We start from the raw sequence: 15,227 nt of genomic DNA, 5'->3' as shown, positions 1-15,227 counted from the left end.
CTTGCTCCAATCATGCTTTTGATCTTTAGCCTTTACCAAGCTTTGCCTGCTGTCCCGGCCGGACGCAGAGTGGTAACAGCCAGCCTGGGCCCGGAAGTTCCCGCATGTGAAAGGTTTTTTTGGTGTGTTTCTTTATAAACATTAAACGCCCTCAACTATTGAGCTGAAGGCGTTTAATGTTTTTACCAATTCCTTTAGTTAACTAAGTATCTGGAAAGTTATGAATGCCATTATATAAGCCAGCCCGCTCATATATAGTAGCTGTGCCAATGGCCACATCCAGCTTTTGGTCTCGCGGCGAACTATAGCCAGTGTACTTATACACTGCATTGCAAACAAGTAGAAGATCATAAGCGAGAAGGAACGGGCTGGTGTGAAGTATGGATTACCATCTTTGTCCTTCTCCATCATTAGTTTACTTTTAATTGTGCTTACATTTTCTTCTTCGCCTATACTATAAATAGTAGACATGGTGCCAACAAATACTTCGCGGGCGGCAAAAGATGTAAGCAATGCTATACCTATTTTCCAGTTGTAGCCAAGAGGCGCAATGGCAGGCTCTATTGTTCGGCCTATCACACCTGCATAAGAAGCTTCTAACTGGTGAGAGTTGATCAGGTTTTGTAGCTCTACCTGTGACAAACTTTGTTGCTTGGCTTCAACTATAGCTTTTTGCTCAGCTACTTCAAAACTGTTGCCAGGCCCGTACGATGCCAGCACCCAAAGTATAACCGAGATGGCAACAATCACTTTACCTGCTTCAAACACAAAGGCTTTCGATTTCTCAACTATAGTTATACCTACGTTTTTCCAGCGGGGCATTTTATACACCGGGAACTCCATAATGAAATAGCTGCGTTCGCGGGCTTTCAGTATGGTCTTTAATAATAGAGCTGAGAAAATGGCAGCCAGAAAACCGATCAGGTATAAAGCCATCAGTACCAGGCCCTGCAGGTTCAGGAAACCGAAGTAATATTTTTCAGGAACTACCAGCGCGATCAGTACGGTGTAAACCGGAATACGGGCCGAGCAGCTCATAAGCGGTGTTACAAAGATGGTAATCATCCTGTCTTTCCAGTTCTCTATAGTACGGGCCGACATAACAGCAGGAACCGCACAGGCTACACCAGATATCAAAGGCACAACGCTTTTACCATTCAGGCCAAACTTACGCATGATCTTATCCATCATAAACGTAACCCGCGCCATGTAGCCAGTTTCTTCCAGTATAGCAATAAAGGCAAAGAGTATAGCAATCTGTGGCACAAACACCAGCACACCACCCAATCCGGCAATTATTCCTTCTGTTATCAGGTTTACCAGCGGGCCACTAAAGTTGTCCTGTATCACACCATTCAGGCTGGCAAAACCCTGATCTATCAGATCCATGGGGTAGCTGGCCCAAGTAAAGATGGCCTGGAACACCAGGAAAAGTATAGCCAGGAAGATCAGGTAGCCAAATACTTTATGAGTAAGTACCTGATCCAGACGGTTACTGAACTTTTCATCCTTCTCTACACGCTCTACCCGAACCACATCCAGCAGCAACTCATTTATATAAGTATAGCGGGCTATAGTTTCATCGGCTTGTGCAGCATTAGACTTAAACTCATGTGTCTGCACCAGGGCCTCTATCCAGCCTGCTTCTTCGGCGGTTAGGAATTTAAGGCTTTTATACTGATGTGCGTAATGCAGCGCCAGGTAATCATTCGCAAGACCAAAGCGGGCTTTTATACTTTCTGTTACCGGCTTAACCTCCTGCGGTATAGAATAAAACTGCACCGGCGTAGCTTCCAGTTGCTGCGACATCAGTATTTTAAGTGCAGCTACACCTATCCCTTTGCGGGCATTCATAGGTATAACCGGCACGCCTAAACCTTTATGCAGCGCTGGTATGTCAATCTTTACACCTTCCTTCTCTGCTACATCTACCATGTTAAGGGCAAGTATAGCTGGTATTTTCAGGTCGGCGAGTTGGGTAAACAACAGCAGGTTACGCTTCAGGTTAGAAGCATCCGCGGTAACTATAACAAGGTCTGGGTAATGTTGCGAAGCCGGATCGTAAAGCAGATCGATGATAACGCGCTCATCCAGTGACTTAGGGTATAGACTATAAGTACCCGGCAGGTCGATGATCTGTACTTTCTGGTGCGCACTGATCTGGCAGGTACCGGTTTTTTTATCAACTGTAACTCCCGGAAAATTACCTACCTTTTGGTTAAGGCCTGTAAGCTGATTAAATAGAGATGTTTTGCCTGAGTTAGGATTACCAACCAACGCTACCTTAGCAACAGCAGGCTTGGCTGCAACTGGTGGTGTTTCAATTATCTCAGGCTGGGCTACTACAGTCATGTAAAAGGTTGCTACTTCAGCATTATAGTTTCAGCTTCGTCCAGGCGCAGCGACAGAGTATAGTCATTCACGATAATTGTGATCGGATCTCCGAGAGGGGCACGGCTGTTCAGTTTTACCTGCGTGCCGGGAATACAACCCATTTCCAGGAGCTTAAGACCCATTTCCGGATCTTTGAGGCAGCAAATAACGCCATACTCTCCTATCTTAAGGTCGCGTACACTTTTTCTGTCTTTATGCTCTTCTACCCTTTTCTGCACCGTAAGCTGTTTTTATTTAGACTGTTTATAAACAACCGCAAGTTACAAGGTGTTCAACTTTAAAGCAAAAGTTTTAGCAATTCAAGATGAGAAGATTTGGAGATTTGAAAATTTGGAGATGGTTCGATATGTTACAACTACAGTAAACCATTAACTTTGAAGTTGAGAACTAACTTTACAAAGTGAAAATAACTTATTCTATTATTGCTCTTACTATTACTGGCGTAATCCTATCTATTACTCTCGCTACAGGAGGTATAAATTCAAAGAATTATAGCCGTCAAGAAAAGGAGCCATTTGCAGCTGATACAGTTATTAAAAAAGGGCCTTTGGTTATAGCTACTTTTGTTGTCAATGAAATAGGCAAAGTTGGTTCAATTAATATCAAAAAAGTAGAATGTGATTTCTGTAGCAAGAAAGTAAAAGCTGAATTGTCAGAAGCTGTAATTAAAGCGCTTAAAGAATCGCCAGACTGGCAACCAGGAATACAAAATGGGCAGCCTGTTAAAGTTCTGTATACTCTCCCTATCAGATTTATAGTTGAAGGAGATTCTCTAAAAATGCCTTCACTCAAAAGCAATTAGTTTCTACTCCGAAAAGAAAATGCGTTTTACACGGGAGCTTACGTTTGTGAGCAGTTCATATGGAATAGTACCGATACGACTGGCCATTTCGGTTAGTGTAAGTTTTGATCCGAAAACAATGGCTTCGTCGCCGGCTTTTACATCCAGGCCAGTTACATCTACCATGCACATATCCATGCATACATTTCCGATGATCGGACAGCGCTTGCCGTTGATGATGACCATACCGGCTCCGTTACTGAAGCGGCGGTCGTAACCGTCGGCATAACCGATGGCTATAGTTGCAATTATTTTATCAGAATCAGCAATGCCTTTGCGACTATAGCCTACGGTTTCTCCTTTAACTATAGATTTTACCTGAGAGACAGTGGTTTTTAATGTACTTACCGGCTTCAGGGCTTCCTGCTCTGAGCCAGTTGCTTCTACGCCGTACAAGCCAATGCCTAAACGAACCATATCCAGTTGGTGCTCCGGGAAACGAACGATGCCAGCCGAATTAAGCGCATGCTTTATCACTTTATAACCCAGCCTTACCTCTACTTCTGCAGCCATACTTTTGAAGTTCTGTATCTGCATAAGCGAAAAATCGTTATGCAACGCTTCATCGGCACCGGCCAGATGCGTAAAGGTACTTATTACCTGAATCTGCGGATGTTGCTGCAACAGCGGGAAAAGCGCATCGAAATCTTCAGAAGTAAATCCTAAGCGGTGCATGCCTGTATCCAGTTTCAGGTGGATGCGGTGACGTAATGTGTCAGATGGCAAATCTTTCAGGTATTGCTCCAGTAGCTCAAGCGAATAAATCTCAGGCTCCAGGTTATGCTGGCGCAGTTTGGCAAAGCTGTCCGGAGACGGATTCATGACCATAACCGGCAACGTGATCCCGTTTTCGCGCAGCATTACGCCTTCGTCGGCATAGGCTACGGCCAGGTAATCTACCCTATGGAACTGCAGTAAATTGGCTACCTCGAAACTGCCGCTACCATAAGCAAAGGCTTTTACCATCACCATCAGTTTGGTATCCGGGGCAAGTTTAGAGCGATAATAGTTTAAATTATGCACCAGCGCATCCAGGTTTACTTCCAGCACCGTTCCGTGTACTTTCTGCTGGAACGCGTGTACAATCCGCTCAAACTCAAATACACGTGCACCTTTCACAAGTATAAGTTCATTCCTGAAATCATCAGTTTTAAACTGTGCCAGAAAATCTGCGGTGCTGCTATAGAACACTGCTGCATCAGAAAACTTGGTTTTATGATGACTTATAGTTGGGCCGATACCAATAACTTTCTCTACCCCATGGTTTTTAATAAGTGCAGCCACCTGACCATATAAGGCTTCTTCCGGCAAGCCAGACTCCAACAGATCAGAAAGTATAATGGTGTGCCTTACACGTTGCGGCTGGTTGGCCAACAAATCCAATGCGATAGCCAGACCTGCCAGGTCATTATTATACGTATCGTCGATCAGGTAACAACCGTTAATGGCTTCTTTCATTTCGAGGCGCATGGCTACAGGGTGCAGCCGGTCCAGGCGGTCCTGTATTTCAGCGAAAGGCACATTACGGTAAAGCAGCGCAGCCAGGCAGTGCAGGGCGTTTTCTACAGATGCTTCGTCGGTAAAAGGTATAGCAAGGCGTTGTTTCTCGCCTTTGTAAGTATAAACAACTATGGTTTTATGTCCGGCTGTGGTGGTAGCAGTTACAGTTACATCAGCTTTATGCTGCCGGCTCCAGGTAAAGGTCTTTATAGGTTGTGCCTGTACTTCGTGGTGCAACAGTTCGTGGTCGGTGCAGTAAATAAGTACATCAACCTTAGTAAACAGCTTCAGTTTTTCCTGCACTTTCTGCTGGCGTGAGGTAAAGCCTTCGTCGTGGGCTGTGCCAATGTTGGTAAAAATACCTATAGTTGGCTGGATGATGGGCTGCAATTTTTCCATCTCGCCCGGCAGCGAAATGCCTGCTTCAAAAATTGCCAGTGTATGGTTACTATTAAGCTGCCACACCGACAATGGAACACCCAACTGTGAATTATAGCTGCGCGGGCTTTTAACTACCAACTCGTCAGGACTCAGCAACTGGGCCAGCCACTCTTTAACTATAGTTTTGCCGTTACTGCCGGTAATACCAATAACTGGTATGCTAAACTGTGCTCTGTGCCAGGCAGCCAGTTGCTGCAATGCGCCTAAGCAATCAGTAACCAGTAACAGGTTTGCATCAGGGTAGCACTCGCTATAGGTACGGCCGGTTTCATCCTGCTCTTTCTCAACTATAAACTGCCGCACGCCCTGCCCATACAACGCTGCTATATACTTATGCCCGTCGTTATACTTGCCCCTGATCGCAAAAAATACTGTACCTGCCGGCTGCGACAGCTTGCGGCTATCGGTGAGCAGGTGTATAATAGGAAGAGCCTGCACAAACTGCAGAACCTTACCGTGAGTTACAGAAGCTAGTTGCTGAAAAGTGAGCATAACAAAAATGTATTCGATCCAAAGATAGGAGAAAGAGTGGGAGAGTTAAAAAGTTAAGAAGTTAGAAGGTTAAAAAGTTAGCGAGTTGCTCTTAAAGCAGAGAGTTTACCTTGATGAACGCATAACACTACTATATAATGTTTAGCCAACAAACATTTATGTACCTTTGCACACTTTTTATACTTTACATGAAAACACTTAAAGCAAATCCTTATTACGCTGCAGGTATTGCGGCTTTCGTTATCTGGGGATTTATACCTTTTCCGTTAAAAGCGCTTGCTGATTATCCAAGTGGCCTGATCTTATACTTCCGGGTAGGCTTTTCAGTGAGCCTACTGCTGTTCATCTCGCTTTTCTTCAGAAGAGGCAACATACAGCAAACATTCAGGGTGCTAAAAAAATCGGCTGTTAAAGAAAAGCGGCAGTTTATAGTTTATACTTTGCTGGGCGGCATGCTGCTAACTATAAACTGGCTCACTTTTATCTACGTCATCAACCATATTGATATACAGACAGGCTCTTTCTCATATTTGCTCTGTCCTATACTTACAGCGATGCTGGGCTTTTTACTTTTAAAGGAAGAACTGCGACCTAACCAGTGGCTGGCAATCGGGCTAAGTATAATAAGCTGTGTGCTGATAGGAACCGGCGAATTAACCAGTTTATTATTCAGTTTGATGATTGCATTGAGCTATGCATTTTACCTGATCACACAGCGCATTTTGCGGGCGTATGATAAGATCGTGCTGCTCACGCTGCAGTTGCTGCTGGCTTTTATACTTATCGGGCCGTTCTATACTTACTTTAAAGGAGACTCTACTGTAGCGTTGGATGGAAATTTCTTTTTGAACATAAGTATACTCAGTGCTTTATTTACGGTGTTGCCGCTGTTCCTGAACCTGTATGCATTAAAAGAGCTTACTTCCGGCACTATCGGTATCCTGATGTACATCAACCCCATTATGAACTTTGTGATAGCCTTTGTATACTTTAACGAAGAAACAACACTTGTAAAAGTGCTGGCTTATGTGCTCATCTTTATTTCTGTGATCATCTACAACATAAACCTGAAGAAGCGGCGCAAAACTGCCAGTGGTATGCCTGTACCACCAACTACAGCAGCTACTGTCATAAAATAGAAAAGGCCCTGCAAGTATAGCAGGGCCTTTTCTATTTTATTTATATCTTAATTATGGTCTTGGTTTCTGCTGCTGCTGTTCCTTCTGTCTGTCCAGTTGTTCCAGTGCGCGGGCTGCAGAATCCTGGTTCGGATTCATGTCGCCAAATTGATCGGCCTGGTTAGCATTTACTGATGTATCGCCGATTGGGGCCGGACGCGGTTCGTTCAGGTTTGCGGCAGATGAGTCACCGGCTACAATGGCATCGGCAGTTCCGGTATCGCTTTCGGCTTCTGTTGTAGTTTCCTGGTTGTTGCCGCAACCAAACCCAACTATAGCTGCAAAAGCTACAGCCACACCTGTTTTAAATATAGATAGCTTCGTTTTCATTGTCATTTCCTTTAAAATCCTGACTTTTTTAACGGCTATGCTATCAATAAGTTATCCGGGTATAGTTGCGCTGCATCAGAAACCGAAGCCTATCAGCACTCCGGCACGGGCCTTCTCTCCTTCCTGGAACGATGTTACAAAATCGACCCTGAATACTTTTAAGATATGCTCTACACCTATTCCCAGCTCCAGGTAATTTCTTGATTGCTGCGTGTTCAGGTAATTCAGGCTGATTACTTCCTGCATTTTCAACTTACGGAACAGCGGTATTTTATTGAACAGGAATCCGTTGAAGTGATGTTCGTAGTGGGCTTCCAGGTAATTGTTGTTGGTGCTATACCTGTAGTAATCCAGTAGCTGGAAACCATCGTAGGCGCCTGCAAAAATGGTGCGGTTGCCCTTAAAGTGACGGTAATCCATCAGGGTCATATTTTCCTTGTTCCAGAAAACACCAGCCGCTGCGCTGTAGGTACTGCTACCAAACAACCCGAAACTGATTTCATCATTTATACCTATGGCTGCGGTGCTATACTTTATATCGCCGCCAAAGGCTTTTATACCTGTGCGGTAAGCCAGGCTAAAGGTAGGGTAATTGGAGCCAAGATTTATCTTACGGTCAGGTCGGGTAATGTACTCCTGCCCCGGTTTTATACTTACGCTAAAAGAGGCCATCAATACTTCATGCGGCTCGAAAGATGCATCGGCTAGCTCTGCGTTAACCGGCACGTTAGATGTAAAGCTGGTCCCGCCTTCCGGATCGCTGTCTTTAAAACTGAAGAAGGTTGTATTCTGCATCGGCATGCGGTGTGCGTACTCCAGGTTAGCCGTTAACTGCAGCCCGTTAGTCAATTCCCCGCGGTGCGCCAGGCGTATAAAGTCGCGCTGGTATAGTTTCATGTAGTTTTTTTCGGCCACCAACGTGTAGAGCGAGTTTACAAAAGGAGGAATAGGACTGTTGATGTTGATCTGCTCTACGTAGCGGCCACCCTCCAACTGCACAATGCTGTTGGTAGTGGTGTTGTAAACATAAGCTGTGCGAAGCTTCGCATTAAACTTCTCGTTTGAGAAACCATAGCGCACAGTAGGCTCAATTATGTAGCGGCGGCGGTCGTCGAAGCGGCGGCCATAGGTTACCTTTACATCGGCTACTACACCCTCTACCGTGTTATATTGCAGAATACTGGCATCTGTCGGGCTGATGATCGGGTCGAAGCGCAGGTAATTATCTTCGAAGCTGTTGTTATAAGTATAGCCACTTAAAAACAGGTTGCCAATCGTTGGCTTGTTACGGATGCGGTCCAGCGAGTCCTGGTAAGTTTTAGATTCTTTAATGGCCTCCAGCTTGTCCTTCTTCACATAATCCTTGGATTCTTCTTTGGTCAGCGGCGTCGGCCTGATCTTGTCCCAGTAAAGCGAATCGCGTTTATTGGCTTCTTTTTCTACCACCAATATTTCTTTGCTGAACAACTTGTCAGGGTGAATAGGCTTTTCTTTTGGATCTGCTTTTTCAGGTTCAATAACTTTAAAGCGTGGTTTAGGTGCTGGTTTTGTTTTTTGCGTGGAGGCAACTATAGCTTCTTGGGGTTCAGGTTCAATTTCTTCAATTACAGGTGGTTTTTTGTAAGCTGCCTGTACTTTATAGTTAGAATAAACGCCCGTAACATAGCCTCTGCCTTTAAAGCCAAGACCACCTGCTTCAAAAGTAAACTTCTGCGATACAGGCATCCAGACATGTTCCAGAACAGGGGCATACACCTGCCGCACACGGATAAAATCCACAAACTCAATACCTGCCCGCTTAGTTAGTTTCAGGTCGGTGCTGTGCAGGCGCCAGGCACCATCGCAGATATATATAGTACCTTCAAAAACAGGATCGTTGCGGCGGCGGGGAATTACTTTTATTTTATTGATGGTGCGACCATTCTCTTCAAATGCGCCCAGGTATTGATATCTGTAAAAGAACATGGCATTACTGGCCAGCGGCGACACAAAACCACGTTCGCTTAGTCCTTCTATCTTCAGCAGGTTTTCATAAAAGCTTACATTCATTTCCGAGGCCTGGTTAAAGCTGAAGCCTTTTTTCTGGCCGCTTACCCTGGAGGAAATCAGTTTCTCGTTTACCTTGTTTGGCCTTTTTACGTGCAGCTGCGATACCGACTCCGATAAGTAAACTATACCTGTATCTACATCCACTACACGCACACCCAGCACTTTGCTAGGTACTTTATCCATGCGGGCTACGCTTTTCATGTATACACGGGCGCTCCAGGCAAGGGCTTCGTTCAGGTGGTACTTGCGCAGCCGGATAGCATTGCGCATAATAGGATAAGCCGGATCTTCGTCGGAAGCATGCACTACCACCTCTTTCAGGTTAAGTACTTCGGGCAGCAGTTGCACATTAAGCTCCACAGGATGGCCATTTATCTTTACCACTTCGGTTTTAGACTTGTAGCCCACGTACTTAAATTCTAAAGTATAGGTGCCGGAGTCGAGCTGAAGCTGGTAAAAACCATTCTCGTTAGTGGCAGTACCGCTGCTCGTTTCTTTGATATAAATACTGGCGAAAGGCAGGCCCTGTCCGTTCTCGTCGGTAAGGCGACCGCGCAAGGTACCTCCAAAGCAGAAGAGTGGTATAAACAAAAGCAGAAATAAAAACCAGGTGAAGCGCATGTAGGGTTAGATTAGCTTTTGGCCTTATATGGAATAAATATAGCTAACGTTACATATTATACGCTTCTTTTATACTTTGTCTTGTTTTTATACTCAATTTATTTTTAAACCTGCTCTTGGGTGCCTGTTTTAGCCAGCTTATTTTTATACCTGATGTTCAGAATTACCCCTACCAATACCAGCGCCATACCTGCATAAGAACCAAATGTGAAGCTCTCGCCAAACATGAAAAAGCCCAACAGCAAAGCGTAAAAAATGCCGATATAATTAAGATTGGCTACTTTCGAGAGCTCTTCGGACTGGTACGACATGGTCATGTAATACTGTGCGAGCTGCGTAAAAAAACCTACCAGCAGAAGTATAAGCCAGTCCCAGCCGACAGGTTGAACCCACTCCAGCAAACAGTAAATACCGGAAATAGGCAGGGCTACCATCGGGAAGTAAAACACTATAACCAACGGATGCTCGCGGGTATTGAGTTTGCGAATAATGTTGTAGGAAATACCTGATATAAACGCTCCTGCCACACCTACTGTTAAGTAAAACGGCGAAATACGTACATCCACGCCTTCAATAACCAGTATACCAGCAAACGAAACCAGGAAGAACACCCATTGCCAGGCCTTTACTTTCTCCTTCACTATAAAAACACCGAGTATGGTTGTAAAGATTGGTGCCAGATACTGTATGGTTACGGCAGTGGCAAGTGGTATATTTTGTAAGGTGGTAAAGTATAAAATGAGCGCAATAGCACCCGTTATACCCCTTGTTATCAGTAGCCCTTTGTGCGTGCCCCACACTCTTACCTTTTGTTTTCTCAGCACTGCATAGCTCATCACCATCGAAATAACAGACCGGAAGAAGATGATCTCCCCGGCCGGAATATGCGGCACCAACTTTACGCACACGTTCATCAGCGCAAAAAACAGCGTCGATAGCAACATGTACTGCACTCCCTTCGAAAACATAGGCACGTTATAGTTTACCGCTGTAAAGGTACGCTTTGATTGGTGATTGTAAGTTGTTGATTGTTGAATTGTCAGAATCTAGATTTACAGGATTATAGGATAAACAGGATTCACAAACACCTAAACTCTTTAACTCCGTTAACTTTCTAACTTCTAAACTTTTTAACTTTCTAACTCTAGAGTATGTTTATATGTAAGAAAACGCATCTGTAGTTTGGAGAAGAAAAAACAGAAAACCTATACCCCGAAAGAGGCGCTCATTAAAGCTGCCGCCTACTGTGCCTACCAGGACCGCACCCAACAGGAGGTGCGTGACAAACTCTATAGTTATGGCCTGGAGCATGATGATGTGGAAGAACTGATTGTGAGGCTGAGCCAGGAAAAGATGATTGATGAGGAGCGCTATGCCCAGGCATATGTGCGCGGTAAGTATAGCCTGAAACGCTGGGGCCGTCGCAAAATTATGCAGGGCTTGAAAGCAAAAGGTATCTCTGATTACTGCATTAAGCAAGGCATGAAAGAGATTGACCCGGAAGTATATGAACAGAACCTGCTGCACCTATTGGAGAAAAAGAACTCCACCGAAAAAGAAAAGAACCCCTTTACCCGCCGCCAGAAACTCAACTACTACTTACTCAGCAAAGGTTATGAAAATGACCTTGTGCAGGATGCTATTAAGAGTTTGGAGAAGGAATAATGCAATGATGAACTTACTCGATAATAATTTATACATTAGCTTATTCATCTCTACTATCTATATATGAAAGCACTATTACAATATGCCCTTATCTTTTGCCTAATGTCTTGTTTTCATGCTAATGTAAATGCTCAAGATGCAGACACTTTATGGTATGACAAAAAATGGTAAGAAACTACTATTGTAGAATCAAGACACTTCTATAGGGTAATAAAACCCAATACTCCATCGATTGCGAAATATGAAGTCACTGATTATTACCCTAAAGGAAATGTACAGATGCGTGGTTACTTTTCATCATTGAAACCTGAAATAAGAGATGGAGAGTTTAAATATTATAATGATTCCGGTGCGCTAACTCGAAAGATGATTTGGGTAAACAATATAGTTGCTGAAACTTATGACTACGATGTTACAACAGGCAAACAACTGCAACATGTTATTCATCGTGAATATTTAGCTACTTTAACTAAAAAGGAAAAGTTTGAAAAACACGGCATTAAGGAAATAGATAAAAATCCTGAATTTCCAGGTGGTGATGCAGAGTTTACTAAGTTCTTGACAAAAAATATTATTTATCCTGAACAAGCTAAACAAAACAATATACAGGGATTGGTTATGGTATCGGCCACTATTGATGAGAAGGGAAATCTTAAAGATGTACGGATATCTAAATCTGCACATCCACTCTTAGATGAAGAAGCAATCAGAGTCGCCAAGTTATTACCAAAGAAAAAGTGGATCCCAGCTATGAATGAAGGGAAAAACATATCTGCAGACTTTAGCTTCCCTTTTCGCTTCAGCTTAAAATAAAGTCTTTAAACCCAACCCCATGCTAGAAACAACTTTACTTTTCATTGGCGGTATTGGCCTAATAGAAATGTTACTTATACTACTTATTTTAGGGATACCGGTAGGTTTATGGCTTTGGGCAATTATTGACCTTAACAGAAGCAATTTCGCAGACAGCGTTACCAAAGTGATCTGGTTGATAGTTGTTGCATTTATACCTATACTTGGCACTATACTTTACCTGCTCATCGGCCGTAGACAGAAAGTTAAACCTGTTTGCCGATGAATAAGAAAACGCCAATAGAAAACATCAGCCTTTCTTTTGCATGTGATAAAGATTGGGGTGCCATGCGACCTTGCTCTAGTGGCAGGTACTGCTCAGCTTGTGATAAAACAGTAATTGATTTCACGAGCAAGGGTATGAATGAACTGCATCAGGCACTGGAAAAAGAAGGGCAAGTATGCGGGTGTTTTCTTCCGTCTCAACTGTCTGACACTATAAGCCCAAAGTTTTTTAACTTCAACCGTGTTGCTGCCAGTTTGCTGTTAGCACTCGGGTTTAGTGCTTTTAGCAGAGATTTGCAGGCTCAAGCGGTTGATAACACCAATAGTAACCGCAGCCATGATAAAGCCCAGTCTGAACAGTTATTTGGTATAATACAGGCAACTCATCCTGTGTACAAACATGGAGGTGAACAGGGCATGCTTGACTTCATACAAAAGAATTTACAGTATCCTTTTGAAGAAAGTATAAATGGACTAGTGGTCACTTCTTTTGTTATTGATACAACCGGTACTGTAACCGAACCAAATATAGTGAAAGGCCTTTCGGAGGAAGCAGACAAGGAAGCACTCAGAGTAGTTAAACTCCTGGAGTTTTATCCTAGCATACAGGATGGAAAGAAAGTACCTGTGCGGTTTACTTTGCCTGTCAGGTTCTACGACGACAGAAGAAAGAAGAAATAGCCCCTTTTATCGGCTACAATTTACATCTACTAAGCCCACACAAACTCAACTGCCCTAAGCATTTTAACTTAGCTATAGTTTGCGGGGCATTTCCGGGTTCTGGATGCGGCGTTGCGGTATAAGCACCACGCGCTTACCCGTAATTTCTTCCAGCATCGGTTTCAGAATTTTTTCGGCGTTTACCTGCGTCTGGCGAAGTATACCGGAGTTAAGGGCGGCTCTTTTTACGTTTTGCTCAGCATATTTGTAGCTTTCTTCCACCAGTTCAGCATCCTGGAAATACGTGTTCTCTTTACTGAAAACTTTGGATTGACTATGGTCTACTTTATAGTAGCAAAGCTCGGGCTCGGGTAAGGCAATCTGAACGATAGAGTCGCCTTCAAATACAATATCGCCGGGCTCCAGTTTGGTAAAATCCACGCAGCCTACTGCTTCGCCGGCCACAATCAGTACTACTTTAGAGTTAGGTATATACCGCGACACCTCCTTTTCATACTCCACCACATCCTTAAAATTATAGCGCACCAGCTCCATTTTGCCCAGCTCTTCTACCGACGTAAGTATCGTATTATAGGTCACCGAAATAGCAGGCTCTTCTTCGTCTTTAAAAAGATCTTTAAAGCTGCGCCAGATAAACACACTAGCCACGATCACAAGTACCCAGGGGAGCAGTCGAATCAGAAGTCGGAGTAAGGGCATTGGTGCTTAGGTTAAGTTTTGTTACAAAAGTCTCCTGATGTTGTCATCCCCCTGCCCCCTTCAAAGGGGGACTTTTTCAGATAACGTAAAACTATAGTTTTAGAATTACGCACTGTGAGTGTCCCCCTTTGAAGGGGGCAGGGGGATGATTCACTTTTGAGAAGATTATCTTTCAGGATAAAAACTCTGCAAGTATACTTATAGTTACAAAAACTGTTTCTGGTAATGGCTATACTTTAATTCCTAACCGCTCCGCGAAACCGGCGTTGCCCTGCAAACCACCTGTATGCACGGCTACAATGCGTGTGCCTTTCGGGAAGTAACCTTTTGAGATCAGATCGAATATACCATAAAACATTTTACCGGTATACACCGGCTCCAGCGGAATCTGGTGCTGCTCCTGAAACTCCCGGATAAACTCTAACAATTCCGGCTTAATTTTAGCATAACCACCAAAATGATAATCGGTAATGAGTTGCCAGTTTTGATAATGCTGCCCGCTATAAGTATAAACCAGTTGCTCAATCTCTTCTTTCAGAAATGCGCCACCTTTTAGGGCCGGAAAGCCCAACACCTGCCTCTCTCCTGCCAAGCCTGCAATAATGCCGGCTATAGTTCCGCCCGTACCGCTTGCGCAGCAGATCACATCAAAATCTATAGGTATATCCTCTATAATTTCGGTGCAGCCTTTTACGGCCAGTTGGTTGGTACCACCTTCCGGAACAATGTAAGGCTGGTTATACTTGGTGGCCAGTTCAGTTAAAAATGCAGGTTCGTTCTTTTGGCGGTAAGCTTCGCGGGAAATGTACTGCAGCTCCATTCCTTGTTGTGTGGCAAATTGCAACGTAGGGTTCAGGGGCAAATGCTCTTCGCCCCGAATAATGCCTATGGTTTTAAAACCAAACTCTGCACCTGCGGCGGCTGTGGCTGCAATGTGGTTAGAGTAAGCTCCCCCGAACGTAAGTATAGTTTCTTTGACCTGTGCCTTTGCTTCCTGCAGGTTATACTTCAGCTTTCGCCACTTATTACCCGAAATATGCGGATGCAGCAGGTCTTCGCGCTTCACCCAAAGTGTAAGTTCGTGCTCCTGCAAAAGCGGATGTTGTAGCTGCTGTAAGGGTGCCTGCATAAAGTATAAGTACGCAAAAGCCCCGGCTTTTTTATAGTCGGGGCTTTTATAGTTTTAATATTCTCAAATGTCATTTCGACACAAGGAGAAACCTATTCAGAATTTAAGACAGATCTCTCACTCTGTTTGA

14 protein-coding genes are annotated in these 15,227 nt (G+C 44.0%); 6 read left to right on the top strand and 8 right to left on the bottom strand.

The features are described 5' to 3' along the window. Positions 1–198: 198 nt before the first annotated feature. Positions 199–2,352 carry a ferrous iron transport protein B gene (feoB, locus tag MJ612_RS18255; protein WP_187034061.1) on the bottom strand — a complete coding sequence of 718 codons (2,154 nt, stop codon included), beginning with the start codon at positions 2,350–2,352 and terminating at the stop codon, positions 199–201. 11 nt (positions 2,353–2,363) lie between these two features. Further along, positions 2,364–2,612 (bottom strand): FeoA family protein, encoded by a 249-nt coding sequence (locus MJ612_RS18250; RefSeq protein ID WP_187034062.1) that lies wholly within the window; start codon positions 2,610–2,612, stop codon positions 2,364–2,366. A 182-nt stretch (positions 2,613–2,794) separates the two neighbouring features. On the opposite strand from MJ612_RS18250, the gene MJ612_RS18430 reads away from it, so the two are divergent. Then, positions 2,795–3,196 carry an energy transducer TonB gene (locus MJ612_RS18430; protein ID WP_187034063.1) on the top strand — a complete coding sequence of 134 codons (402 nt, stop codon included), beginning with the start codon at positions 2,795–2,797 and terminating at the stop codon, positions 3,194–3,196. Between the two features lie 3 nt (positions 3,197–3,199). Here MJ612_RS18430 and MJ612_RS18240 read toward each other — a convergent pair whose 3' ends face one another. Further along, positions 3,200–5,668: a bifunctional UDP-N-acetylmuramoyl-tripeptide:D-alanyl-D-alanine ligase/alanine racemase gene (locus tag MJ612_RS18240; RefSeq protein WP_187034064.1), complete on the bottom strand. Its 2,469-nt coding sequence runs from the start codon at positions 5,666–5,668 to the stop codon at positions 3,200–3,202. Positions 5,669–5,856: 188 nt separating this feature from the next. Here MJ612_RS18240 and MJ612_RS18235 point away from each other — a divergent pair, with 188 nt between their 5' ends. Further along, positions 5,857–6,807 (top strand): EamA family transporter, encoded by a 951-nt coding sequence (locus MJ612_RS18235; RefSeq protein ID WP_187034065.1) that lies wholly within the window; start codon positions 5,857–5,859, stop codon positions 6,805–6,807. Positions 6,808–6,858: 51 nt separating this feature from the next. Here MJ612_RS18235 and MJ612_RS18230 read toward each other — a convergent pair whose 3' ends face one another. The 3 genes from MJ612_RS18230 to MJ612_RS18220 all read right to left on the bottom strand — a co-directional run bounded on the left by MJ612_RS18230 (position 6,859) and on the right by MJ612_RS18220 (position 10,814). Beyond that, positions 6,859–7,176: a hypothetical protein gene (locus MJ612_RS18230; protein ID WP_187034066.1), complete on the bottom strand. Its 318-nt coding sequence runs from the start codon at positions 7,174–7,176 to the stop codon at positions 6,859–6,861. A gap of 75 nt (positions 7,177–7,251) precedes the next feature. Next, positions 7,252–9,846: a DUF5686 and carboxypeptidase regulatory-like domain-containing protein gene (locus MJ612_RS18225; protein WP_187034067.1), complete on the bottom strand. Its 2,595-nt coding sequence runs from the start codon at positions 9,844–9,846 to the stop codon at positions 7,252–7,254. A 104-nt stretch (positions 9,847–9,950) separates the two neighbouring features. After that, positions 9,951–10,814 carry a DMT family transporter gene (locus MJ612_RS18220; RefSeq protein ID WP_187034068.1) on the bottom strand — a complete coding sequence of 288 codons (864 nt, stop codon included), beginning with the start codon at positions 10,812–10,814 and terminating at the stop codon, positions 9,951–9,953. A 214-nt stretch (positions 10,815–11,028) separates the two neighbouring features. Between MJ612_RS18220 and MJ612_RS18215 the strand changes: the two genes are divergently transcribed. The 4 genes from MJ612_RS18215 (at position 11,029) to MJ612_RS18200 (ending at position 13,269) form a co-directional block, all read left to right on the top strand. After that, complete coding sequence (locus MJ612_RS18215; protein WP_187034069.1) at positions 11,029–11,511, top strand: regulatory protein RecX; 483 nt, start codon at positions 11,029–11,031, stop codon at positions 11,509–11,511. 300 nt (positions 11,512–11,811) lie between these two features. Beyond that, positions 11,812–12,324, top strand: a complete 513-nt coding sequence (locus MJ612_RS18210; RefSeq protein WP_187034070.1) for an energy transducer TonB — start codon at positions 11,812–11,814, stop codon at positions 12,322–12,324. Between the two features lie 19 nt (positions 12,325–12,343). Beyond that, complete coding sequence (locus MJ612_RS18205; RefSeq protein WP_187034071.1) at positions 12,344–12,589, top strand: PLD nuclease N-terminal domain-containing protein; 246 nt, start codon at positions 12,344–12,346, stop codon at positions 12,587–12,589. Further along, positions 12,586–13,269, top strand: a complete 684-nt coding sequence (locus MJ612_RS18200; RefSeq protein WP_187034072.1) for an energy transducer TonB — start codon at positions 12,586–12,588, stop codon at positions 13,267–13,269. Before MJ612_RS18205 ends, MJ612_RS18200 begins: the two co-directional genes overlap by 4 nt. Positions 13,270–13,341: 72 nt before the next feature. Here the strand turns inward: MJ612_RS18200 and MJ612_RS18195 are convergent, their stop codons facing one another. Beyond that, entirely contained in the window at positions 13,342–13,968 is a 627-nt protein-coding gene (locus tag MJ612_RS18195; RefSeq protein WP_187034073.1) for a DUF4230 domain-containing protein, read from the bottom strand. A gap of 229 nt (positions 13,969–14,197) precedes the next feature. Next, positions 14,198–15,097, bottom strand: coding sequence for a 1-aminocyclopropane-1-carboxylate deaminase/D-cysteine desulfhydrase (locus MJ612_RS18190; RefSeq protein ID WP_187034074.1), 900 nt, complete (start codon positions 15,095–15,097; stop codon positions 14,198–14,200). Positions 15,098–15,227 lie beyond the last annotated feature (130 nt).

Origin of the sequence: Pontibacter deserti, assembly GCF_023630255.1 — a bacterium.
GTDB classification, from domain to species: Bacteria; Bacteroidota; Bacteroidia; order Cytophagales; family Hymenobacteraceae; genus Pontibacter; species Pontibacter deserti.
The sequence above is the reverse complement of the archived record's forward strand: the minus strand, read 5'-3'. Positions and strand labels throughout refer to the sequence as shown.

Bases quoted from the DNA above. Each gene is read 5' to 3' on its own strand.
- MJ612_RS18235 (WP_187034065.1), top strand. From the start codon at position 5,857: ATGAAAACACTTAAAGCAAATCCTTATTACGCTGCAGGTATTGCGGCT.
- MJ612_RS18195 (WP_187034073.1), bottom strand. From the start codon at position 13,968: ATGCCCTTACTCCGACTTCTGATTCGACTGCTCCCCTGGGTACTTGTG.
- MJ612_RS18220 (WP_187034068.1), bottom strand. From the start codon at position 10,814: ATGTTTTCGAAGGGAGTGCAGTACATGTTGCTATCGACGCTGTTTTTT.
- MJ612_RS18230 (WP_187034066.1), bottom strand. From the start codon at position 7,176: ATGAAAACGAAGCTATCTATATTTAAAACAGGTGTGGCTGTAGCTTTT.
- MJ612_RS18225 (WP_187034067.1), bottom strand. From the start codon at position 9,846: ATGCGCTTCACCTGGTTTTTATTTCTGCTTTTGTTTATACCACTCTTC.
- MJ612_RS18205 (WP_187034071.1), top strand. From the start codon at position 12,344: ATGCTAGAAACAACTTTACTTTTCATTGGCGGTATTGGCCTAATAGAA.
- MJ612_RS18200 (WP_187034072.1), top strand. From the start codon at position 12,586: ATGAATAAGAAAACGCCAATAGAAAACATCAGCCTTTCTTTTGCATGT.
- MJ612_RS18190 (WP_187034074.1), bottom strand. From the start codon at position 15,097: ATGCAGGCACCCTTACAGCAGCTACAACATCCGCTTTTGCAGGAGCAC.
- feoB (WP_187034061.1), bottom strand. From the start codon at position 2,352: ATGACTGTAGTAGCCCAGCCTGAGATAATTGAAACACCACCAGTTGCA.
- MJ612_RS18240 (WP_187034064.1), bottom strand. From the start codon at position 5,668: ATGCTCACTTTTCAGCAACTAGCTTCTGTAACTCACGGTAAGGTTCTG.